The organism is Kitasatospora sp. NPDC048286, assembly GCF_043201735.1.
Taxonomy (GTDB): domain Bacteria; phylum Actinomycetota; class Actinomycetes; order Streptomycetales; family Streptomycetaceae; genus Kitasatospora.
This window is the reverse complement of sequence record NZ_JBICZE010000011.1, coordinates 47,839-67,955: the sequence shown is the minus strand read 5'-3', so window position 1 is coordinate 67,955 and position 20,117 is coordinate 47,839. Positions and strand designations below refer to the sequence as shown.

Annotated in this window: 17 protein-coding genes; 10 read left to right on the top strand and 7 right to left on the bottom strand. The window is 73.2% G+C overall.

From position 1 onward, the window contains the following. Positions 1 to 86: 86 nt before the first annotated feature. The 3 genes from ACGF13_RS25505 to ACGF13_RS25495 form a co-directional block, all read right to left on the bottom strand. A complete protein-coding gene (locus tag ACGF13_RS25505) occupies positions 87 to 3,275 on the bottom strand; it encodes an amino acid adenylation domain-containing protein (RefSeq protein WP_392878957.1) in 3,189 nt (1,062 codons plus the stop codon). Continuing rightward, positions 3,272 to 7,144: an amino acid adenylation domain-containing protein gene (locus ACGF13_RS25500; protein ID WP_392878954.1), complete on the bottom strand. Its 3,873-nt coding sequence runs from the start codon at positions 7,142 to 7,144 to the stop codon at positions 3,272 to 3,274. Before ACGF13_RS25500 ends, ACGF13_RS25505 begins: the two co-directional genes overlap by 4 nt. A 155-nt stretch (positions 7,145 to 7,299) precedes the next feature. Continuing rightward, positions 7,300 to 9,027: a condensation domain-containing protein gene (locus tag ACGF13_RS25495; RefSeq protein WP_392878952.1), complete on the bottom strand. Its 1,728-nt coding sequence runs from the start codon at positions 9,025 to 9,027 to the stop codon at positions 7,300 to 7,302. 436 nt (positions 9,028 to 9,463) lie between these two features. On the opposite strand from ACGF13_RS25495, the gene ACGF13_RS25490 reads away from it, so the two are divergent. From ACGF13_RS25490 to ACGF13_RS25445, 10 genes are read left to right on the top strand one after another with little or no spacing between them, the layout of a single operon-like run. Continuing rightward, a complete protein-coding gene (locus ACGF13_RS25490; RefSeq protein ID WP_392878950.1) occupies positions 9,464 to 10,984 on the top strand; it encodes an AMP-binding protein in 1,521 nt (506 codons plus the stop codon). Beyond that, complete coding sequence (locus ACGF13_RS25485) at positions 10,981 to 11,244, top strand: acyl carrier protein (RefSeq protein ID WP_392878948.1); 264 nt, start codon at positions 10,981 to 10,983, stop codon at positions 11,242 to 11,244. The genes ACGF13_RS25490 and ACGF13_RS25485 overlap by 4 nt, the downstream gene beginning before the upstream one ends. Before the next feature lie 2 nt (positions 11,245 to 11,246). Further along, a complete protein-coding gene (locus tag ACGF13_RS25480) occupies positions 11,247 to 12,326 on the top strand; it encodes an anthranilate phosphoribosyltransferase (RefSeq protein WP_392878946.1) in 1,080 nt (359 codons plus the stop codon). Beyond that, positions 12,323 to 13,141 carry a tryptophan synthase subunit alpha gene (gene trpA, locus ACGF13_RS25475; protein WP_392878943.1) on the top strand — a complete coding sequence of 273 codons (819 nt, stop codon included), beginning with the start codon at positions 12,323 to 12,325 and terminating at the stop codon, positions 13,139 to 13,141. Before ACGF13_RS25480 ends, trpA begins: the two co-directional genes overlap by 4 nt. 12 nt (positions 13,142 to 13,153) lie before the next feature. Next, positions 13,154 to 13,528 (top strand): ectoine synthase, encoded by a 375-nt coding sequence (locus tag ACGF13_RS25470; RefSeq protein WP_392878940.1) that lies wholly within the window; start codon positions 13,154 to 13,156, stop codon positions 13,526 to 13,528. Positions 13,529 to 13,540: 12 nt separating this feature from the next. Further along, positions 13,541 to 14,686 (top strand): acyl-CoA dehydrogenase family protein, encoded by a 1,146-nt coding sequence (locus ACGF13_RS25465; protein ID WP_392878938.1) that lies wholly within the window; start codon positions 13,541 to 13,543, stop codon positions 14,684 to 14,686. After that, positions 14,686 to 15,369, top strand: a complete 684-nt coding sequence (locus tag ACGF13_RS25460) for an N-(5'-phosphoribosyl)anthranilate isomerase (protein WP_392878936.1) — start codon at positions 14,686 to 14,688, stop codon at positions 15,367 to 15,369. The genes ACGF13_RS25465 and ACGF13_RS25460 overlap by 1 nt, the downstream gene beginning before the upstream one ends. Next, positions 15,366 to 16,121, top strand: a complete 756-nt coding sequence (locus ACGF13_RS25455) for an indole-3-glycerol-phosphate synthase (RefSeq protein WP_392878935.1) — start codon at positions 15,366 to 15,368, stop codon at positions 16,119 to 16,121. The genes ACGF13_RS25460 and ACGF13_RS25455 overlap by 4 nt, the downstream gene beginning before the upstream one ends. 4 nt (positions 16,122 to 16,125) lie before the next feature. Continuing rightward, positions 16,126 to 16,341 carry an MbtH family protein gene (locus ACGF13_RS25450; RefSeq protein ID WP_392878933.1) on the top strand — a complete coding sequence of 72 codons (216 nt, stop codon included), beginning with the start codon at positions 16,126 to 16,128 and terminating at the stop codon, positions 16,339 to 16,341. A gap of 44 nt (positions 16,342 to 16,385) precedes the next feature. Further along, positions 16,386 to 17,516, top strand: coding sequence for a Glu/Leu/Phe/Val dehydrogenase dimerization domain-containing protein (locus ACGF13_RS25445; RefSeq protein ID WP_392878931.1), 1,131 nt, complete (start codon positions 16,386 to 16,388; stop codon positions 17,514 to 17,516). Between the two features lie 75 nt (positions 17,517 to 17,591). Here ACGF13_RS25445 and ACGF13_RS25440 read toward each other — a convergent pair whose 3' ends face one another. The 4 genes from ACGF13_RS25440 to ACGF13_RS25425 are packed head-to-tail and all read right to left on the bottom strand — an operon-like array spanning position 17,592 to position 20,114. After that, positions 17,592 to 17,792 carry a hypothetical protein gene (locus tag ACGF13_RS25440; RefSeq protein WP_392878928.1) on the bottom strand — a complete coding sequence of 67 codons (201 nt, stop codon included), beginning with the start codon at positions 17,790 to 17,792 and terminating at the stop codon, positions 17,592 to 17,594. A gap of 8 nt (positions 17,793 to 17,800) precedes the next feature. After that, positions 17,801 to 18,571: an SRPBCC domain-containing protein gene (locus tag ACGF13_RS25435; protein ID WP_392878926.1), complete on the bottom strand. Its 771-nt coding sequence runs from the start codon at positions 18,569 to 18,571 to the stop codon at positions 17,801 to 17,803. Positions 18,572 to 18,591: 20 nt separating this feature from the next. Then, positions 18,592 to 19,893, bottom strand: a complete 1,302-nt coding sequence (locus tag ACGF13_RS25430; RefSeq protein WP_392878924.1) for a cytochrome P450 — start codon at positions 19,891 to 19,893, stop codon at positions 18,592 to 18,594. Positions 19,894 to 19,898: 5 nt separating this feature from the next. Continuing rightward, positions 19,899 to 20,114 carry an MbtH family protein gene (locus ACGF13_RS25425; protein ID WP_392878922.1) on the bottom strand — a complete coding sequence of 72 codons (216 nt, stop codon included), beginning with the start codon at positions 20,112 to 20,114 and terminating at the stop codon, positions 19,899 to 19,901. Positions 20,115 to 20,117 lie beyond the last annotated feature (3 nt).

Here is a 20,117-nt window from a genome sequence, read left to right as displayed (position 1 = left end):
TCCGGTGGTGCCGGCGTTTCGTCGGGATGGGAGAGGGTGTGGACCATGCCGAGGTGCTTCCTGTGATCGCTGTCAGATGATCGGGGTCAGAGAGGTGTCAGAGGTGTCTGAGGTGTCATCAGAGGTGTCGGAGTCGTGTCACGTGGTGAGAGCGCCGGTACGGCCGCGGCGTCCGGGGCTTCGTCGAGCGCTTCGACCAGGCGCGCCGGCGTGGGTGCCTGGAACAGGGCGCCGAGGGTGAGTTCACGGCCGAACCTCACCCGCACCCGGTTGACCAGCCGGGTCGCGAGCAGGGAGTTGCCGCCCCGGTCGAAGAAGCCGTCGTCGGCTCCCACCGCGGGCAGGCCGAGCACCTCGGCGAACAGCTCGCACATCGTCCGCTCCGCCGGCGTCCGCGGTCCGGGCCCGGACGGTGCCGGGGCGGGGTCCGGGACGGGCAGCGCGGCCCGGTCGATCTTCCCCCTCGGCGTCAGGGGAAAGGCGTCGAGCGTGACGATCGCCGAGGGCACCATGTAGTCCGGCAGCACCTCGGAGGCGTGCTCCCGCACCGACGCCGCGTCGAGCCGCGCGCCCCCGGCCGGGACGACGTAGCCGATCAGCCGCCTGCCGGACGAGCCGCCCGGGCCCGCGACCACGGTCGCCTGGGCGACGGCGGGGTGCCCGGCCAGGACCGCCTCGATCTCGCCCAACTCGATGCGGAAGCCGTGGAGCTTGACCTGCTCGTCCGCGCGGCCGAGGAACTCCAGCTCCCCCTCGGCGTTCCAGCGGACCACGTCGCCCGTGCGGTACATCCGCTCGCCCGGGTCGCCGAACGGGCACGGCACGAACTGCTCGGCCGTCCGGCGGGGGTCGCCCAGGTACCCGCGCGCCACGCCGGCGCCGGCAACGTACAGCATGCCCGCCACTCCCGGCGGCACCGGGGACAGTGCCCGGTCCAGGACGTACACCCGCCTGTTGTCCATCGGCCGGCCGAGGGGGACGACGTCGGGCACGGCCTGACCGGGGCGCAGCACCCTGCGCGTGGTGAACGTCGTGGCCTCGGTCGGGCCGTACCCGGCGACCACCACGGAGTCCGGGCACCGTGCCAGGACGCGCCGTACCGCGTCGGCCGGCACGATGTCACCGCCGGTCCACACCTGGCCGACCCCGGCCAGCGTGCCGGGGGACTCCTCGGCGAACACCCGGAACAGCCCGGCCGTCAGCCACAGCGCGCCGACCCGGTGATCGACGATGAGCCGGTGGAGGTCCGAGAGCGCCAGCTCGCCGGGCGGGGCCACGATCACCCGGCCCCCGTTGAGCAGCGGCACCCACCACTCGTAGGTCGAGGCGTCGAAGGCGTGCGGGGAGTGTGCGAGCACGCGCGGGCCGTCCTCGTCCCGCCAGCAGTGTTGCGCGGTCAGGCTGACGACGTTGCGGTGGCTCAGGGCCACGCCCTTCGGCGTGCCCGTGGACCCGGAGGTGTACAGGACGCACGCCAGGTGGTCCGGGCGCAGCGATACGACGGGGTCGGTGGCGGGCTCGTCGGCGAGGCCGGGGTCGGCGTCGACGACGACCCCCGGGGTGCCGTGGGCCAGTTCGTGGCCCTGGGTGGCCCGGTGGGTGAGCAGCACCGCCGCCCCGGTGTCCGCCAGGACGCGGCGCAGGCGGGCCGCCGGGGCCCGGGTGTCCAGCGGCACGTAGGCGCCGCCGGCCTTGCCGACCGCCAGGACCGACACCACCACGTCGACGGAGCGTTCCATGAGCACGGCCACCGGGCTGTCGCAGCGGACGCCCAGGGCGATGAGCCGGTGGGCCAGCCGGTTGGCCCGGGCGTTCAACTCCGCGTAGGTCAGGGTGGTTTCCCCGCACACCACGGCGGTGGCGTCGGGTGTGCGCCCGGCCTCGGCCGCGAAGGCGAGCGGCACCGTCGGGTGCGGGAGCGGACGCGTGGTGCGGTTGGCGGCCACGACGGTGCGGTGCCGTTCCTCGGGGGTGAGGAGGTCGGGCCGGCCGATCGGCCGGTCCGGGTCGGTGGCCACCGCGTCGAGGAACCGCGGGAACCGCCGCTGGTGGGCGGTGAGTTCGGCCTCGGAGTAGAGCGCGGGGTTGGCGTCGACGTCGAGTCGGGGCGCGGTGCCGTCGGAGCGGTCGTAGACGGAGAACGAGAGGTCCTCGACCGGTCCGTTGGACAGGTTGTGCACGGTGGCCCGGACGCCCGCGAAGTCCAGGTGGTAGTAGAAGGACATGATGTTGACGACGGGCCCGAACAGGACCCGTTCCGACCGGGCCGGGTCCAGCTCCCTGCGCAGGTCCTCGCTGCGGTGGCGCTGGTGCGGGCGCTGGGCGGCGATCTCCTCGGCCACCTGTCGCGCGAGTGCGGACAGGCCCTGTTCCGGGTGCACGCGCAGCCGCAGCGGCACCACGTTCGCCACCATGCCGGGGACGGCCGGCGCGGCGGAGCCGGTGCGCCCGGTCACCGGCATGCTGAGCACGATGTCCCGTTCGCCGGTGAGGCGGTGGAGGTACGCGGCGGCCGTCGCGGTGAAGGCGGCGGGCCAGCTCGCGCCCGCGGGTCGGGCGGCCCGCCGCAGCGCGGCCACGGTGGGCGCGTCGAGGGTGCCGGTACGGCGCAGGAAGCCGTCCGAGGCGGCCGCCGAGCGGCTGGCGAGGCTGACCGGATCCGGCCGGCCGGCCAGCCGGGCCGACCAGAACGCCCGGTCCTGTCCGGGCTGTTCCGACGCGTGGTAGCCGGCGTCGTGCGCCAGCAGGAGGCTCAGCGGCCCGAAGGCCGGTCCTGCCCCGCCGCTGCCCCGGACCAGTACGGTGTAGGTCCTGGCGACGCGGCGCGCGATGAGCGACATGCTGAAGCCGTCGACCGCGATGTGGTGGACGCGCTGGTACCAGAGGAAGCGGTCCGGCGCGATGGCGAACAGGGCCTGGCGGAACAGCGGGCCCCGGGTGAGCGCGACCGGGGTGGACAGGTCGGCGCGCATCCACTGCTCGGCCGCCCGCAGCGGATCCGGTGCCGCCGTGAGGTCGACGTGGTCCATCGTCCAGTCGGGCGACGGGGTGACGACCTGCCGGGGGCCCTCGGCACCGTCGATGAGGCGGACGCGCAGTGACTCGGTCTCGTCCACCACGCGCCGCACGGCCTTCTCGAACAGCTCCGCGTCGATCGGTCCGGGGATGTCCACGTACTCGCCGGTGTTGTACGCGGGGCTCCCGGGGCGCAGGTGGTGGGCGAACCAGATGCCGGACTGCGCCGACGACAGCGGCAGCTCGTGTGCGTCGCTCATCCGAGCTCCTCCAGGATGGCCGACAGCGCGTCGGCGAGGGGCACGACGTGGGGCGGCGACAGCATGTCGTGGTGGTTGCCCGGGGCCTCGACCACGGTCAGCGCCCCGTGGGTGCGTTCCCGCCAATGGGCGGGGACCACGACCGGGCCGGCGAGCGCGGGGTTGGTCCCGGTACTGGTGAACAGGTGGATCGGTGTCCGCAGCCGTGCCGTCGACCGGTAGCGTCGGGCGGCGGCGCCGTTGGTGGTGAGGACCCGTGCCATGCGGCGCAGTTGTTCGGTGCGCGCCCGCTGGGGAAGGCGCTCGCGGGCGTGCGCGTCGTGGAGCAGCAGGGCGAGGGCGTCCTGCTCGTCGAGTTCGTGGTCGGGCCCGTCGGTGGATCCACCGGTGGACGCGGGCGCTGCGGCGTCGATGATCCCGAGGAATCCCGGGGGGTTCCCCTGTTCCTCCAGCAGGCGGGCCATCTCGAAGGCGACCAGCCCGCCGAAGGACCAGCCGGCCAGCAGGTACGGGCCGTCGGGCAGTTCGGACCGCAGCTCCCGCAGGTAGCGCCGCGCCTGTTCCTCGACGGTGGCCAGGGGCGGCTCGTCGGTGTTGTAGCCGACGGCTTCCAGAGCGTGGACGGGCCGGCCGCCGGCGAGCCGTCCGCTCAGGTGGAGGAGGGAGCACACGTCGCCGCTCTGCGGGTGCACCAGGATCAGCGGCGCCCGGCGGCGGTCTCCTTCGGCCAGCGGAACGACGAGCCGGCGCAGGGCCCGCGAGGCGTCGGGCACCTCCGCGCACAGGCCCTCGACGGTGGGGTGGCGGAACACCGTGTTCAGCGGCACGGTGACCCCCCACTCCCGCCGGATCGTCTCCACGAGCTCGACCGCCCTGAGGGAATGCCCGCCCAGCGCGAAGAAGTCGTCCCGGACGCCCACCCGCGAGGTGCCCAGCACGCGCTCCCAGATGCCGGTCATCAGGAGTTCCAGCAGGTCCCGCGGCGGTAGCGCGCCCGTCTCGCGGCCGTGGCGGTCGGGTGCGGGCAGGGCCCCGCGGTCCACCTTGCCGTTGGTGGTCAACGGGATCCGGTCGAGTGCGGTCAGCGTGGTGGGCACCATGAACTCGGGCAGGGTCTCGCGCAGGGAACGCCGCAGGAGCGCCGGGTCACCGGGCTGGTCCTGCCACACCAGGTAGCCGGCCAGTTCGGCGTCCGTCCCGCCGCCGCGCACCGTCACCACGGCCCTGGCGACGCCGGGCTGGGCGCACAGCGCGGCCTCGACCTCGCCCAACTCGATCCGGTATCCGCGGATCTTCACCTGCTCGTCGGTGCGGCCGAGGAAGACGAGGCTGCCGTCCGGCAGGTACCGCGCCAGGTCGCCGGTCCGGTACAGCCGGCCGCCGTCGGCGCCGAACGGATCGGGCACGAAACGCTCGGCGGTCAGCCCGGGCCGGTTGGCGTACCCGCGGGTGACGCCGACCCCGCCGATGTGGATCTCCCCCGGGACGCCGACGGGCACCGGGGCGCCGGCGGAGTCCAGCAGGTGGATCCGCAGGTTGCCGAGCGGCCGGCCGATCGGCACGGACCCTCCGGGCCGGGCCAGGTCGCGTTCGGCGTCGACGCGCCGGGTGACACAGCCGACGGACGCCTCGGTGGGGCCGTAGCCGTTCCACAGCGTGGAGACCCGGTCGAGGAGCCGCCGGGCCAGGGCGGGCTGGAGCGGTTCGCCCACGCAGATCGCCTGGAACCGGCCGCCCCGCCATCCGCCGTCCAGCAGCAGGAGCCAGGTCGCCGGTGTGGCCATGAGCGTGGTGACGCCGAACTCGCGCAGCATCTCCGTCAGGCGCGGGCCGTCGACCGCGACCTCCGACGGGGCGATCACCACGCTCGCGCCCCAGGCCAGGGGCATGAGCACCTGGGGGACGATGACGTCGAAGGAGATCGAGGCCACCGAGGCGACGACGTCGTCCCCGCCGAGGTCCAGCTGCCGGCCGCGGACCACCAGGTAGTTGACCACGCCCTCGTGCGGGACCAGCACGGCCTTGGGGCGGCCGGTCGAACCGGAGGTGTAGATCGAGTACGCCAGGTTGGCGGGCACCGCGAGCGGTGGCAGCCGGTCCTCGGGCAGGGCCGCGACGTGCCCGGCCTCGGCGTCCATCCACACCGTCGTGGCGTCGTGCCGCGGCAGCCGGTCGGCCAGGGAGCGCCGGGTGAGCAGCAGCGGCACTTCGGCGTCGGCGAGCATGAACGCCATGCGCTGCGCCGGGAGGTACGGGTCCAGTGGCAGGTAGGCGGCGCCCGACTTGAGGACGGCCAGCAGGGCCACGACCAGGTCCGCCGAACGCGGCAGGCACACGCCGACCAGGCGTTCCGGCCGGGCTCCGCGGGCTCGCAGGTGCCGGGCCAACCGGTTGGCCCGGCGGTCGAGTTCCCGGTAGGTCAGGCGCTCGGCGCCGCAGCGGACGGCCACCGCGTCGGGGGCCAGCCTGGCCTGCTCCTCGACCAGCTCGTGCACGCAGAGGTCCCTGGGGAAGGGTTCTTCGGTGGCGTTGGCGGCCACCAGCAGCGCTTCGCGCTCGGCCTCGGTGAGCAGGTCCAGCCGCGAGACGGGACGGTCGGGGTCGCCGGACGCGGCGTCCAGCAACCGGAGGTAGTGGCCGACCAGACGCTCCACGCTCGCGCGGTCGAACAGATCGGTGTCGAAGGCCACCGTCCCGGTCGTGCCGGCCGGCCCGTCGGTCACCACCAGGCTGAGGTCGACCTTGGCCGTGCCGTTGTCGACGTCGATCCGTTCGCTCTCCGTCCCCGCCAGCCGGAGGGAGTCGGTCGGGTCGGACAGGCCGGCGAACATCACCTGGAACAGCGGATTGCGGTCGAGACCGCGCGCCGGGCGCAGCTCCTGCACCAGCCGTTCGAACGGCAGGTCCTGGTGCGCGTAGGCGTCCACGGCGGTCCGGCGGACCCGGTCGAGCAGTTCGGCGAAGCTCGGGTCGTCCGCGAGGTCGGTGCGGATGACCAGGGTGTTGATGAACGAGCCCACGAGCGGGTCGAGTTCGGGACGGGTCCGGCCCGCGACCGGCGTGCCGACCGCCACGTCGGACTGCCCGCTGTAGCGGGCGAGCAGGGCCTGGAACGCGGCGAGCAGCGTCATGAACATCGTCGCGCCGTGCCGCCGGCCCAACAGCCGCAACCGCCCGGCCAGTTCCTCGGGCACCGTGAAGCCGATGCGCTCGCCCCGGCCCGCGCGGACCGGTCCGCGCCTGCGGTCGGTGGGCAGGTCCAGCGGCGGGAGCCCGGACAGCTGTGCGCTCCAGTAGTCCAGTTGGCGCTGGAGGTGGTCCCCGGAGAGCCGGGCCCGCTGCCAGTGGGCGAAGTCCGCGTACTGGATCCGCAAGGGGGGCAGCTCGGGCTCGCGGCCTTCCAGCCGGCTCCGGTACGCCTCCGCCAGGTCGTCCCACAGCAGCGGCATCGACCAGCCGTCGACCGCGATGTGGTGGACCACCACCACCAGGACGTGTTCGTCCTCGTCGACCCGCAGCAGTGACGCCCGCAGCAGCGGGGCGGTGGCCAGGTCGAACGGGCGCAGGATCTCGGATCGGACGAGATCGAGGGCCAGCCGCGTCCGGAGTTCCGGGGGCTCGGTCCGCAGGTCCGTGACGGGGAGGTCGACCGGCCGGGCCGGCTGGAGCGAGGGGCTGGGGCGCCCGTCCTGCTCGGGGAAGGCGGTGCGCAGGACTTCGTGGCGCCGCACCAGCTCGGTGAAGCCGTGGCCGAGGGCGGCCACGTCCAGCGGGCCGCGCAGCCGGAAGACCTCGTGGACGTTGTACATTGCGGGTCCGTCGGACAGCCGCTCGACCAGCCACATGCGTTCCTGGGTGAACGACGTCACCCGCGCACCCTCCGGGCGGGGTGGGATCGTGGCCTCGGGTTCGCCCCCGGCGGCCCTGTTCCGGGCCGCGCGGACGCGCTGGTCGAGCAGGGCCCGTGCGGCGGCCGGCGTGGAACCGGTCGGCCGGCCGGGCTCGGGTCGGCTGTGCTGTGCCTTCACGGGTGACGGGCCTTTCCGGCGGGAAGCGGTTCCGCTTCGACGGCGGCGCCGAGGTCCGCCAGCAGGGCGGCGTCGATGCCGTCGGCGAGTTCGGCGACGGTCGGGTGGTGGAACAGCAGGACGACCGGCAGTTCGAGGTCGAGTGCCCGGCCGAGTCGGGACATGACCTTCGACGCGAGGAGCGAATGGCCGCCCAGCTCGAAGAAGTCGCTGTGCACGCCGTCCGGGGTCACACCGAGCACCTCGGCCCAGGTCTCCAGCACGAGCAGCTCGGTCTCGGTTTCGGTCCCGGTGGCGGGAGCGCCGGCCCGGTCGGCCTCGGGCCGCGGGGCCGCGGGCCGCCCGGTGGGGGTGGCGGGGGCGGGACGGCTCACCCGGAGGGCGGGCGGGGTCTCCCACGCCGACACCGGTCGTTCGGGACTGTCGGCGAGATGGTCGAGCAGCGCCCTGAAGCCCTCGCAGAGCTGTCGCACCGTGTCGTGGTCGAAGAGGTCGGCGGCGTAACGGATGACGCCGGCGAAGCGGTCGCCGAGGTCCGTCAGGGAGACCTCGACGTCGAACTTCGCCACGACGTTCGGTATCGGATGGTCGCTCACGTCGAGTCCCGGCAGGCCGGACGGGAGCGCGGGCGGATCCTCCAGCTGGAACATGACGGTGACCAGCGGGTGCCGGCCGAGATCGCGTTCGGGCCGCAGCTCCTGCACCAGCCGTTCGAAGGGGACGTCCTGGTGGGCGTAGGCCTCCACCGCGCACCGCCGTACCCGGGCGAGCACGTCGGTGAAGTCCGGGTCGCCCGACAGGTCGGTGCGCAGGACGAGCGTGTTGACGAAGAAGCCGACCAGCGGCTCCACCTCGATCCGGGTCCGTCCGGAGATCGGCGTCCCCACCGTCACGTCGTCCTGTCCCGTGCAGCGCGCGAGCAGGACCTGGAAGGCGGCCAGCAGCGTCATGAACGGCGTCACCTCGTGGGCGCGCCCCAGTGCGCGGATCCGGTCGGTGAGCCCTGCGGAGATCTCGATCTCGACCTGGTCGCCCCGGCCCGACCACACGGCGGGTCGGGTTCGGTCCGTCGGGAGCGCCGACGGGCTCAGCTCGGCCAGGTGTTCGCGCCAGTAGGAGAGTTGGTCCCGCAGCGCCGTTCCGTCCTGGTGGCTCCGCTGCCATGCGGCGAAGTCGGCGTACTGGACGGGCAGCTCCGCCAGGGCGGCCGGCCGGCCGTGCACGGCGGCGCCGTACCCGGCGGAGAACTCCTGCCACAGCACCGACAACGACCAGCCGTCACAGGCGATGTGATGGATCACCAGGACCAGCAGATGGTCGTCGGGGGCGACGCGGATCAGCCGGGCCCGCAGCATCGGAGCGGTCCCGAGGTCGAACGGGGTCGCCGTGTCGGCGGCCACCAGCCCCCGGGCCCGCCGCCAGGCCCGCTCCGCCGGGAGGTGCGTCAGATCGGTGATCGCCGGCACGAAGGTCTCGACCGGCTCCGTGACATGGCACGGGCCGTCCCCGGAGTCGACGATCCTGCCGCGCAACACCTCGTGGCGCCGCACGATTTCGGTCAACGCCCGGGTCAGCGCCCCCTCGTCCAGCCGGCCGCGCAGGCGGACCGCGGTCGGGACGTTGTGGTCCGGCCGCCCCGGCCGCAGCCGGTCGAGGAACCACAGCCGCTGCTGGGCGAAGGACAGCGGAGTCGGAGCGTGCGCACGCTGATCGGGGCCAGGCATGACGGATCCACCTTTCACGGCGATCGGGAACGCTTCGGCGCCCCGGAAATCCCTTTGCCGATTCGCTACTTCGCGAACAGTACGGCGGATACTAGGCAGCTCCCGTCTCACTCCGCAAGATCGGAACGAGGGATTCGGGCATCAGGACAATATTTACGCCAGCCCACCGGAATCCTTATCCAGATCGAACACGCTCGACGTCTAGCATTCGCGCGCCAGGCCCGGGTATGCGGACTGACGTGCCGTCATGCGACCGCCGGCGCCCCCACTTCCATGGACGGGCGCCCCCGTGATAATTCTTCTGTCGCCAAGGCGGCGGCCCGACGGGCCCCTTTTCTGCCGGGCCTCGAATGTTCCGAACGAGATCGGTGAACCCATTGCGTGAACTCATCCGTTGTCCATGAACCCGCCCCCGTCGCATGAACTCGGAGAATTCGTGAAACGGAAACAGAGCCTGGTGGGTTCATTCGTCTCGCACGCCGCCACCCACCCCGGTGATCCGGCCTTGGTGTGGCGCGGAGAAGAGACGACCTACCGTGAACTCCACCGGCTGGCGGAGCGGGAGCGTCTGCGGATCGCCCGGCTCGCCACGGGCCGGGACGAGCCGATCGGCATCGTGGCCGCCAAGTCGCCCGCGACGATCGCCCTGGTGCTCGCCTGCCTGCTGGAAGGGCGGCGCTTCCTGCTGCTGCCGGCGCCCACGCCGGACGGGAGAACGTCCCGCGCGCTGGTCGAACAGGCCGGGATCCGGCACGTCCTGTCGCCGGAGGGCCCCGGGGCGCCCGGACCCGGGCCGGGTGCCCCGGACCGGCCGGTGGAACCGAGGGCGCCGCACCGCACCGAGCCCGGCGACGTCTCCTTCATGTTCACCACCTCCGGTTCCACCGGGCGGCCGAAGATCGTGCCGCTGAGCACGGGGGCGGTGGACCGCTTCACCGACTGGGCCGGCGAGCGCTTCGGCATCCGCCGGGGAACGACGGTCCTCAACCACGCCCCGCTCACCTTCGACCTGTGCCTGCTGGACATCTGGGCCACGCTCAGGCACGGCGGCCGCGTCGTCCTGGTCGATCCGGCCCGGGCCACCCAACCGGGCCACCTGCTGGACCTCGTGTCCCGCCACGCGGTCCGAATCGTCCAGGCGGTACCGATGTTCTACCGGCTGCTGGTCGACGCGACCGCGCAGAGCGGCCGCCGGCTCGACACGGTCGAGCACGTCCTCTTCACCGGCGACAGCATGCCCGCCCGCTGCCTGGCCGAGCTTCCGCGCCTGTTCACCGGCGCGCGGTTCTACAACGTCTACGGCTGCACCGAGACCAACGACAGCTTCCTGCACGAGGTCGACGGCGCCGAGCCGACGGACGGCCCGGTGCCGATCGGGCGCCCGCTGCCCGGGGTCCACGCGGTCATCGTCGATGCCGACGGCGCGATCGTGACCGGGCCGGGACGCGGAGAGCTCCACGTCGCGACGCCGTTCCAGACCGACGGCTACCTGGACCGGGAACAGGACGCGGACAGGTTCGCGACCCACCACCACGAAGGGCGGACCCGGCGCTACTTCCGCAGCGGCGACCTCGTACGGAGTGACCGGGACGGCCGCATCACCCTGGAAGGCCGCAACGACCACCAGGTCAAGGTCCGCGGCGTGCGGGTCAACACCCACGAGGTCGAACAGGTACTGCTCGACCACCCCGACGTCGTCGAGGCGGCCGTGGTGGCCGTGCCCGACCCGGTGGCCGGCCGCCTGCTGCGCGGCGTGGTCCGCCGCGCCCCGGACAGCCCGCTGAACTCGCTGGCGCTGCGCCGGCACTGCGCACGACGACTTCCGCTCACCGCGGTCCCCTCGACCCTGCTGATCGTGGACGACCCGCTGCCCAGGACGTCCACCGGAAAGATCGACCGCGCGCCCATCGAGCGCGCCTGCCCCCCGTCCCAGCCGAACGAAGGAACGGCCACGTGAAACACGCCGCGGTAGTCACGCAGTTCATCATCGAGGAGTTCCTGCCGGACGTCGACGCGAACGAGCTGGACGCCGACTACGACCTCGTGGACGGCGGGGTCATCGACAGCCTCGGCCTGCTCAAGACGATCGCCTGGCTCGAGGACCGCTTCGACCTGCACGTCGAGGAGTTCGACCTCGACCCGGACAGCTTCCGCTCCGTCGGCTCGATCAGCGGGTTCATCGAACAGGCCCAGCGGCACCGGACGGAATCCCACTAGTCATGCACGAGGTGCTGCGAGCGCTGATCGACCGGGACCGCACCGTCGACCAGGAGATGTGGGGGTCCTTCTGGGACCGGCTGCGCGACGGCGCCCTCCGGTCCGGCGAGACGGTGGCGCTGCTGTCCTCGCTGTCCACCCTGATGCCCGACGGGGACACGCTGGTCGCGATGCTCCGCTCGCTGGACGAGCGACGGCCGGCCGTAACCGGGCGGTCGGCCGTCGCCGCGCGGCCGGACGGCACGGCGCGGCCGGACGGCACCGCCAACATCGTCGGCACCGGAGGCGGGCCGGCCACGTTCAACATCTCCACCGCGGCGGCGTTCGTCGCCGCCACCATGGGTGTCCGCGTCGTCAAGACCGGATCCCGCGCCTACACGAGCACCTGCGGCTCCCACGACCTGCTCGACCGTCTCGGCATCGCGACGACCACCTCGTACGAACAGACCGACGACCTGCTGGAACGCTTCGGCATCGCCTTCCCCGGGAACTTCGTCTACCCGCGGGAGGTCGCGCTGCTGGCCCGCAGCATCGTGCCGATGGACCTGCGGATGATCGGCGGGTTCGTCAACTCCGTCGGCCCCTTCCTCGCCGCGGTGCCGGTCTGCGCCCAGATCGTCGGCGTCTCGGACCGTTCGCTGCTGCCGGCCCTGGGCGAGGTCGCCGCAACCGTCGCCGGCCGGAGGATCTGGCTCTGCTCCAACGAGCTGGGCATCGACGAGCTCGTCGACTCCGTCGACAACGTCGTCCTCGCCAATGACGGCACCGACGGGTTCAGCCTGCGGGCCGGGGCTCCCGGGACCGGGACCGGCGCGATCGCCGGACTGCGGCCGGCCGCGGCGGGAGAGGACGTGGTCGACCACTTCCTCGGCGTGCTCTCCGGAGAGCGGACGGGCCCCGCGACGCGGACCGTCCGCCTGAACGCCGCCGCACTCGCCGTCGCGAGCGGGCTGGTCGCCGAGTGGCCGGAGGCGATCAGGGCGGCCGACGACGCCCTGCGCAGCGGCGCCGCACGCGACCTCGTCGACCGCCTGCGCGCGCACCCGGCGCGCCGCGCGGTGGCCACGGCGCGTGCGCGGTGAGCGCGTTCTTCGCCCGCCGGCCACCGGACCAGCCCGGCCTGGCGGTGTTCCTCAACGCCGGAGACCCCCCGCTGCCCGTGCTGGCCGACGTCATGCGGATGCTCGACGACTGCCGCGTGGACTGCCTGGAGCTGGCGGTGCCCTTTCCCGACTCGGTCACCGACGGGCCCGTCATCCGCCGATCGGCCCAGCGGGCCCTGGCGGAAGGCGTCGGACTCGACGAGGTGCTCGACTTCCTCGGCGGGATCCTGCCCCGGCTGCGCCACCTGAAGGTGGCGCTGCTGGCCGACTGGAGCCATACGGTCAGAGGCCTGACCGTGCCCAGCTTCGTCCGGCGGGTCGCCGACTCGGGCGTCGACGGGCTGATGGTCCACGGCCTGCCACCACGGCTGCGGGCCGACTGCCTCGAAGCCGTGCGGCAGGCGGGGATGCCCATGGTCGCCACCTGCTACCCCACCTCGGCGGCCGCGGTGAAGGCCGCGGCCGCCGAGTGCGCCACCGCGTACCTGTACCTGGTGGCGCACTACGGCCGCAGCGGCGGCGGCCTCACGGCCGACCACCGGGAGCTCGCCGCCACCCTGGCCGCACTGCGGAGGACGACCGCCGCGAGGACGACCGCCGTGCCGATCGCCGTCGGCTTCGGCGTCCGCTCCAGGGCGGACATCGCCCTGCTGCACGGTCTCGGTGCCGACGCCGCGGTCGTGGGCAGCGCCGGGGTCGCCCGGATCGAGCGGGCCCTCTCCGAAGGGGCCGACGTGGTCGAGGAGTTCCACACCTTCGCACACACCCTTTCACCGTATTCAGCACCCTACTAGGAGGTACATCAGATGATCGTCCGACGCCTTGACGAGGTGACGTCCGTGGACTGGGGCAACGGGCTCAGCCGCAGGTTCCTCCTCGATTCCGACGGTCTGGGCTACACGGTCACGGACACCGTCGTCCGCGCCGGCACCAGGTCCAGGCTGGAGTACCGCCGCCACCTGGAGGCCTGCTACTGCATCGAGGGAAAGGGTGAGGTCGTGGACGCCGACGGCACGTCCCACCCGATCGAGCCGGGCACGCTGTACGCGCTCGACCGGCACGACGCCCACTTCCTGATCGCGAGCCAGGACGAGGACCTCCGCCTGGTGTGCGTGTTCTCGCCCGCGCTGCGCGGCGACGAACGCCACAACCTGGACTCGGCCGAGTTCTCCGAGTACTGACGGGGCTGACGAATGATCAGGTGGAACGCCGACCAGATCGCCCTGGGCGAGGGAATCGGCCGCTGGTGCGAGGACCTCAGCTCGGGCCATCTCGAAGCGGACGCGCAGGGCACCTTCCCATGGGACAAGTGGAGACTGATCCAGCGGTCGGGCATCCTCGGCCTGCCGTTCGACGAGCAGTGGGGCGGGCTGGGCCAGGACCTGCTCACCACCATGTACGTGCTCGAACAGCTCGGCACCGGGTGCCGTGACGGCGGGCTGAACTTCTCGGTCGCCACCCACCTGGTCAGCGTCGGAGTCCCGCTGCAGCGGTTCGGCTCGCCGGAGCTCAGGGCGCGCCACCTGCCGGGGATCTGCTCGGGAGAGACGATCGGGGCCCACGCGATCAGCGAGCCCGGGAGCGGATCCGACGCGCTGGCGATGACGACCACGGCCACCCGCGAGGACGACGGCTTCGTGCTGCGCGGCGGCAAGTCCTTCGTCACCAACGGCCCGGTGGCCGACGTGTTCGTGGTCTACGCGCGCACCCACCCGGACGGCGGCCCACTCGGCATCACCGCCTTCCTCGTGGAGCGGGACACCCCGGGGCTCGTCGTCGGGCCCCCCGTCGCCACCATGGGGCTGCGGACCGCGCCGCTGGGCGAACTGCACTTCGACGACTGCAGGATCCCCGCGTCCGCGGTGATCGGCCGGGTCGGATCCGGGTTCCTGGTCCTGGACCACGTGATGAAGTGGGAGATCCTCTGCTCCTTCGTCATCACCGCCGGGCAGATGCGGTACCGGCTCGACCGCTGCGTCGAGTACGCCAGGGAACGCGTCCAGTTCGGCCGGCCGATCGGCTCGTACCAGTCGGTCTCCCACCGGATCGTGGACATGGGGATCGGCCTGGACACCGCGCGGAAATGGCTCTACGACACGGCGGTCCGGCTGACGGCGGGCGAGAACGTCACGAGGGACATCGCCGCCTGCAAGCTCCTCGCCAGCGAGAGCAACCTCTCCTCCGCGCTGGCCGCCGTGCAGGTCTTCGGCGGCAGCGGATACCTGACCGAGTACGGACTGGAGAAGGACGTGCGCGACGCGGTCGCCGGCCCGATCTACTCGGGCACCTCGGAGATCCAGCGCAACCGCATCGCCGCCATGCTGGGGCTCGGCACCTGATGCTGGTCAAGATCTGCGGAGCCACCTCGGCGGAGGACGTGGCCTCCCTCGACCGCGCCGGAGTCGACCTCGTCGGCCTGTGGCACGGCGTCCCCGAGGGTCGAGCTGACCTGACGTCCCGTCAACTGATGGTGCTGGCAGACCTGGTGCACCGGACGGCGCGACTGCGTCCGGTCCTCGTGACCTTCCTCGCCGACGCCGAGGCACTGCGCACGGCGACGGCCGCGGCCCGGGTGCGGTGGGTCCAACTGCACGGCTACCAGCCGCCGGGCCTGGTCCGCGCGCTGAAGCGCAGCACGGACCTCGACGTGGTCAAGGTGCTGCACCTCGGTGCGGACACCCGCGCGGAGCGGTCCCTGATCCCGGCGTACGAGCGGGCGGGAACGGACCTCTTCCTGCTGGACGCCGTAGCCGGGGACGGCCGGATCGGCAGTACCGGGCAACCGGCCGGCTGCGAGGCCGTCGTCGAGGTCGCGGACCGCCTCTCGCGGCCCTTCCTGCTGGCCGGCGGCATCTCGGCCGACAACCGGGAGGACTACCGGGCGGTGCTGGACCACCCCCTGTTCCTCGGCATCGACGTGGACACGGCGGCCAGGGGCCCCGACGGACGGCTGAGCACCGACCGGGTCACGGCCGTACGGCGCGCCTGGCGGATGGCGGACGACACCGGGGCGGCGGGATGACGGCCGAGTTCATCGAGGCGCTGCTGGACGCCCGCCGACCGGTGATCATGGAGCTCAAACGCCAGGACGCCACCGGGCACGACCTGTTCGGTGACAGGTCGGCCGCCCGTCTGGTCGCCGACTACCAGGACGTCGGCGCACCCTGCCTGTCCGTGGTGACCGGGCGGTGGTTCGGCGGCACCCCGGACCTGCTGCGCGAGGTCGTGGCAGCGACGGACCTGCCCGTGCTGCAGAAGGACTTCATCACCCGCCGGGACCAACTGCACCAGGCCCGCGAGATCGGCGCGTCCGCGGTCCTGCTCACCGCCGCGCTGCTGCCGCGCGCCACCCTGGGCCGTCTGGTCGACCTCGGCCTGCGCCTGGGCCTGACACCGTTCGTCGAGGTCACCACCGAGGAGGAGATCAGTCGCGTGCCACGCGCCGAGGAGTGCGTGGTCGCGGTGAACAACAAGGACATCGCCACCCGCGAACGCGGCGCGGGCGACCTCGGGCGAAGCTCCTCGCTGCTGCCCGCGGTGCTGCGCAGCGGCACCCGGTGCCCGGTGAGCGCCGGGGCCATCCAGGGCCCCGACGACGCCGCCCGTCTGCTCGGGGAGGGCTTCGCCGGTGTGCTCGTCGGGACGGGCCTGCTGCGCGCGGCCAGCCTGCCGCGATGGCTGGACGGCCTCGACGCCCGCCTCGACACCGACCGCGAACCGGCTCCACCCGGCCGCCGCCCGGCGGCACCCCCGACCACCGACACCTGGAGGTAACGGCATGACCAGCGAAGCATCCGAGCAGTGGAAGGTCGTCGTCAACGACGAGGAGCAGTACTCGATCTGGTCCGCCGACCGGGAGTCGCCGGCGGGCTGGCACGAGGTCGGCGTCCGGGGTGCGAAGGACGAGTGCCTCGCGCACATCGAACGCGTGTGGACCGACATGCGCCCGCGCAGCCTGCGCCTGCGGTCCGTCCCGGAGGGCGGTGCGCGGTGAACCGGACGACCGCACCGCACGCTGCGCGCCCGGCGACCGGGCCCATGCTCTCCACCGCCCTGGATCTCGCGGAGTGCCGGGCCCGGGGCTGGGTCGTCGTCGACTCCGTGGTCGACGGCCTGGCCATGGGCGGCACCAGGATGACCGAGGGGGTGACCGAGCGGGAACTGGCCCGGCTCGCCAGGGCGATGACCCACAAGCTGGCACTGGTCGACCTGCCCATCGGTGGCGCCAAGGCCGGCATCGCCCCCGATCCGGGCGCCACCGTCGAGCGGCGGGCGGTGATGCGGGGGTTCGGCCGCGCCGCGGCCCCGCTGCTGCACGGCGGGGTGTACCTGGGGTGCGACCAGGGCACCACCTACGCCGACCGGCAGCTGGCCTTCGAGGCCGCCGGGTACGACGTCACCCGCCGCCCCGGCACCACCCGCCTCACCGTGGACTGGGCCGAACTGTGGGACCACATGGCCGACATCACCGGGTTCGGCGTGGCCGTCGCGGTGCTCGGCGCCCTCCGGGCCTCCGGTGCGCGGACCCCGCAGCGCGTCGCGATCCAGGGCTTCGGCACCGTCGGGCGCTCGGTGGCCGCTCACCTGGCCGCCCACGGCCACCGGGTAGTGGCCGTGGCCGACGTCCGGGGCACCGTCGAGGACCAGCGCGGACTGCCCGTCGCCGAACTCACCGCGCTCACCAGCAGCGACGGCACGATCGACCGGAGCCGACTGCCCGGGCAGGTCACGGTCCACGGGCCCGGGCAGGCGTGGCTGCACGTCGACGCCGACGTGCTGGTGCTGGCGGCGTCCGCCGCCGCGGTCGACGAGGAGGCGGTGCCGGCGGTGCGGGCCCGTCTGGTGGTCGAGGGCGGGAACATGAGCTGCACCGCTCCGGCCCGCCGGCTGCTGCGCGAGGCCGGCCACACCGTCCTGCCGGACGTGGTCGTCAACGTCGGCGGGGCGGCGGCCACCGGGTGCGTGCTCGCCGGGCTGGCCCCGTCCGACCTGCCGCTCCCCCGGCTGTCCGCGTGGCTGCGCAAGTGGGTCTCCGACAGGGTCGCCCGGAACTGCGAGCTGGTGCAGGAGCTGAGCGCCTCGGGCAGTGCCGATCCGGTCGCGGAGCTCCTCTCCTCGCGCGGAACCCCGGCCGGTGCCGCCGCCCCGGGGGCGCCGGCCGGGTGGTGAACCGGCCGCAGGACGCGGGACCGGGTGCCGGGTCGTCCCCGGCGGGAGACGACCCGGCACCCGGCTGTCCCGGACCTACCAGCGGCCGCGCGAGGGTGCGGGGTTGAGCTTGGCGGCGAGCGCCGACAGGAAGGTCGGGAGCTTGTCGACCATGGACTTGGGGACCGGGACGGTCTGGACGGTGTCCCGCCGCACGTCCTGGACGACGAGGGTGTAGGTGCCGTTCTCCTCGACGAGTTCGGCGGCGTAGAGCAGGGTTTCGGTGGAGGTCCGCATCGGGGGTCCTAGGCTTGGGTGTCGTTGAGCCAGGCGGTCCACGCCTCGGTGGCCCGCTGCTCGTCGGTGTTCTCGGCGAACACGTGGTGGGCCAGCCAGATCGGCGTGTTCCAGGTGCTGCCGTTGAAGAAGCGGTAGAGCGTGTCCGGGCCGCGCAGCCCGACGAAGTCGGGGCTGAGCCAGTCCACGACCACCTCCTCCGGGCCGCCGTCCCGGCCGGGGACGTGGAGGGCGAGCCGGTCGCCGACGGCCGCGTCCTCGGCGAGGCCGAGGCGTCGGCGCAGGGCGGCGAAGTCGGCCGGGTCGGCGGTGGGTTCGGGGCGCATGGCCTTGACGTAGACGGCGGGGCGGCCGGCGAAGTGCCGCAGGTACTCGGCGAGGCTGTGCTGGTAGAAGTGGACGTGCTTCTCGGCCGCGTCCGCCTTCCGGTCCCAGATCTCGTCCCAGACGCCCTGGTGCACCCAGTGGATCCCCATCCGCAGGTGGCTCGTTCCGCCGTCGGCCGGCTCGATCCGGTAGCTGAGGGTGTTGGAGAACTCGTCGCCCAGGGTCGCCCGGACGGCGAAGTGGCTCGTCGGCTCCCACGCCACGACGGTGCTCTCGGCCCGGGTGACCTTTCCGCCGACGCGCGGCTCGATCTCCATCGGGTACAGCCAGCCGAGGTTGCCGGCTCCGGTGGCGACCGCGGCCCAGACCTGTTCGGGGGTCGCGGGCAGGTCCTGTTCCTTGCGGACCTCGAACTCTCGGGCCATGGTCGGGTTCTCCTTCGTCGTCGTCATGGGCCAGTGGTCGTCATGGGTCAGTAGCTGACCGGGAGGGCGCTCAGCCGCCGCTGCAGCGGGTTGGGCCGCCACTCCAGCGCCGCCCCGTCGGCCAGCCGCAGCCCGGGCAGCCGGCGCACCAGGGTGCCGACGGCCACCTCCGCCTGGAGCTTGGCCAGCGGGCCGCCGAGGCAGAAGTGCGGGCCGTGGCCGAAGCTGAGGTGGCGGTTGTCGGGTCGGGTCAGGTCGAGCCGGTCGGGGTCCTCGAAGCGCTCGGGGTCCCGGTTGGTCGCGCCGAGGAACAGGTAGACCAGCTCGCCCTCGCGCAGCGTCCGCCCGCCGATCTCCAGGTCCTGCGCGACGACCCGGACGATCGCCTGGGTCACCGTGTCGTAGCGGGCCAGTTCCTCGACGGCGCCGCGGATCAGCCCCGGGTCCGCGCGCAGCCGGGCCAGCTGGTCGGGGTGGCGCAGCAGGGCCAGCATGCCGTTGCCGATCAGCTGGGTGGTGGTCTCGTCGCCGGCGGTGATCAGCACGAAGCAGGTGGACAGCAGTTCGGAGTCGGTGAGCCGGTCGTCCTGCTCCTGGGTGGCGACCAGGGCGCTGATCAGGTCGTCGCCCGGGTCGGCCCGGCGGCTCCGGATGAGGCGGGCGAGGTACTCCTCGTACTGGTCGATCGCCTCCTCGGACTTGTCGAGGTCCTCGCTCAGCCGGCCGAAGCGGCTGAACCAGGTCTTGACCTGCGGGAGGTCCTCGTCCGGGATGCCGAAGAGCCGGCAGACGACGGCCATCGGCAGCGGGGCGGCGACGGCCTCGATCAGGTCCATGGCCGGCCCGGCCTGGACGGCCCGGTCGATCAGCTGGTCGACGATCCGCTGGACGCCGTCGCGCAGGGCCTCGACGCGCCGGGCGGTGAAGGCCCGGTTGGCGAGCTTGCGCAGCCGGGCGTGGTCCGGCGGGTCGGTGTTGGACATCACCCGGCCGAGCCGGTCGGTGAGCCGGCTGAAGGCCTTCAGGTCGCCGCCGAGGGCGACGTAGGCGCGGGTCATCCGGTCCCGGTCGTTGGACAGCCGCGGGTCGGTCAGCGCCGCCTCGACGTCGGCGTACCGGGTGAGGTACCAGATGCCCTGGGCGCTGCGGTGGACCGGGCTCTCGCTGCGCATCCGGGCGTAGAACGGGTACGGGTCGCGGCGGGCCTCGGGGGTGAGCAGGTCCGCGGCGAGGTCGCGGGGCTCGGCCAGGTCACGGGGCTCAGCCAGGTCTGCGGGCTCGGCGGGGTGGCGGGGCCGGGCGGGGCCCGCGGTGTCGCGGCCCCCGTCCATGGTGTCGGTGGTGGTCACGTCGGCTACCGCCGGGCGTCCATGGCCTCGGCCAGGCTCCTGGGCCGCATGTCGGTCCAGGACTTCTCGACGTACTCCAGGCAGGCCGCGTGGGTGTCGGGGCCGTGGGCGACGGTCCAGCCGGCCGGGACGTCCGCGAACTGCGGCCACAGCGAGTGCTGGTTCTCGTCGTTGACGAGCACGAGGAAGGTGCCGTCCTGGTCGTCGAAGGGGTTGGTCATGGG

What these genes read in the sequence shown, in the direction of transcription:
- ACGF13_RS25505 (WP_392878957.1), bottom strand. Translation starts at nt 3,275, where the DNA reads ATGAGCGACGCACACGAGCTGCCGCTGTCGTCGGCGCAGTCCGGCATC.
- ACGF13_RS25495 (WP_392878952.1), bottom strand. Translation starts at nt 9,027, where the DNA reads ATGCCTGGCCCCGATCAGCGTGCGCACGCTCCGACTCCGCTGTCCTTC.
- ACGF13_RS25480 (WP_392878946.1), top strand. Translation starts at nt 11,247, where the DNA reads ATGCACGAGGTGCTGCGAGCGCTGATCGACCGGGACCGCACCGTCGAC.
- ACGF13_RS25470 (WP_392878940.1), top strand. Translation starts at nt 13,154, where the DNA reads ATGATCGTCCGACGCCTTGACGAGGTGACGTCCGTGGACTGGGGCAAC.
- ACGF13_RS25465 (WP_392878938.1), top strand. Translation starts at nt 13,541, where the DNA reads ATGATCAGGTGGAACGCCGACCAGATCGCCCTGGGCGAGGGAATCGGC.
- ACGF13_RS25460 (WP_392878936.1), top strand. Translation starts at nt 14,686, where the DNA reads ATGCTGGTCAAGATCTGCGGAGCCACCTCGGCGGAGGACGTGGCCTCC.
- ACGF13_RS25455 (WP_392878935.1), top strand. Translation starts at nt 15,366, where the DNA reads ATGACGGCCGAGTTCATCGAGGCGCTGCTGGACGCCCGCCGACCGGTG.
- ACGF13_RS25450 (WP_392878933.1), top strand. Translation starts at nt 16,126, where the DNA reads ATGACCAGCGAAGCATCCGAGCAGTGGAAGGTCGTCGTCAACGACGAG.
- ACGF13_RS25445 (WP_392878931.1), top strand. Translation starts at nt 16,386, where the DNA reads ATGCTCTCCACCGCCCTGGATCTCGCGGAGTGCCGGGCCCGGGGCTGG.
- ACGF13_RS25440 (WP_392878928.1), bottom strand. Translation starts at nt 17,792, where the DNA reads ATGCGGACCTCCACCGAAACCCTGCTCTACGCCGCCGAACTCGTCGAG.
- ACGF13_RS25435 (WP_392878926.1), bottom strand. Translation starts at nt 18,571, where the DNA reads ATGACGACGACGAAGGAGAACCCGACCATGGCCCGAGAGTTCGAGGTC.
- ACGF13_RS25425 (WP_392878922.1), bottom strand. Translation starts at nt 20,114, where the DNA reads ATGACCAACCCCTTCGACGACCAGGACGGCACCTTCCTCGTGCTCGTC.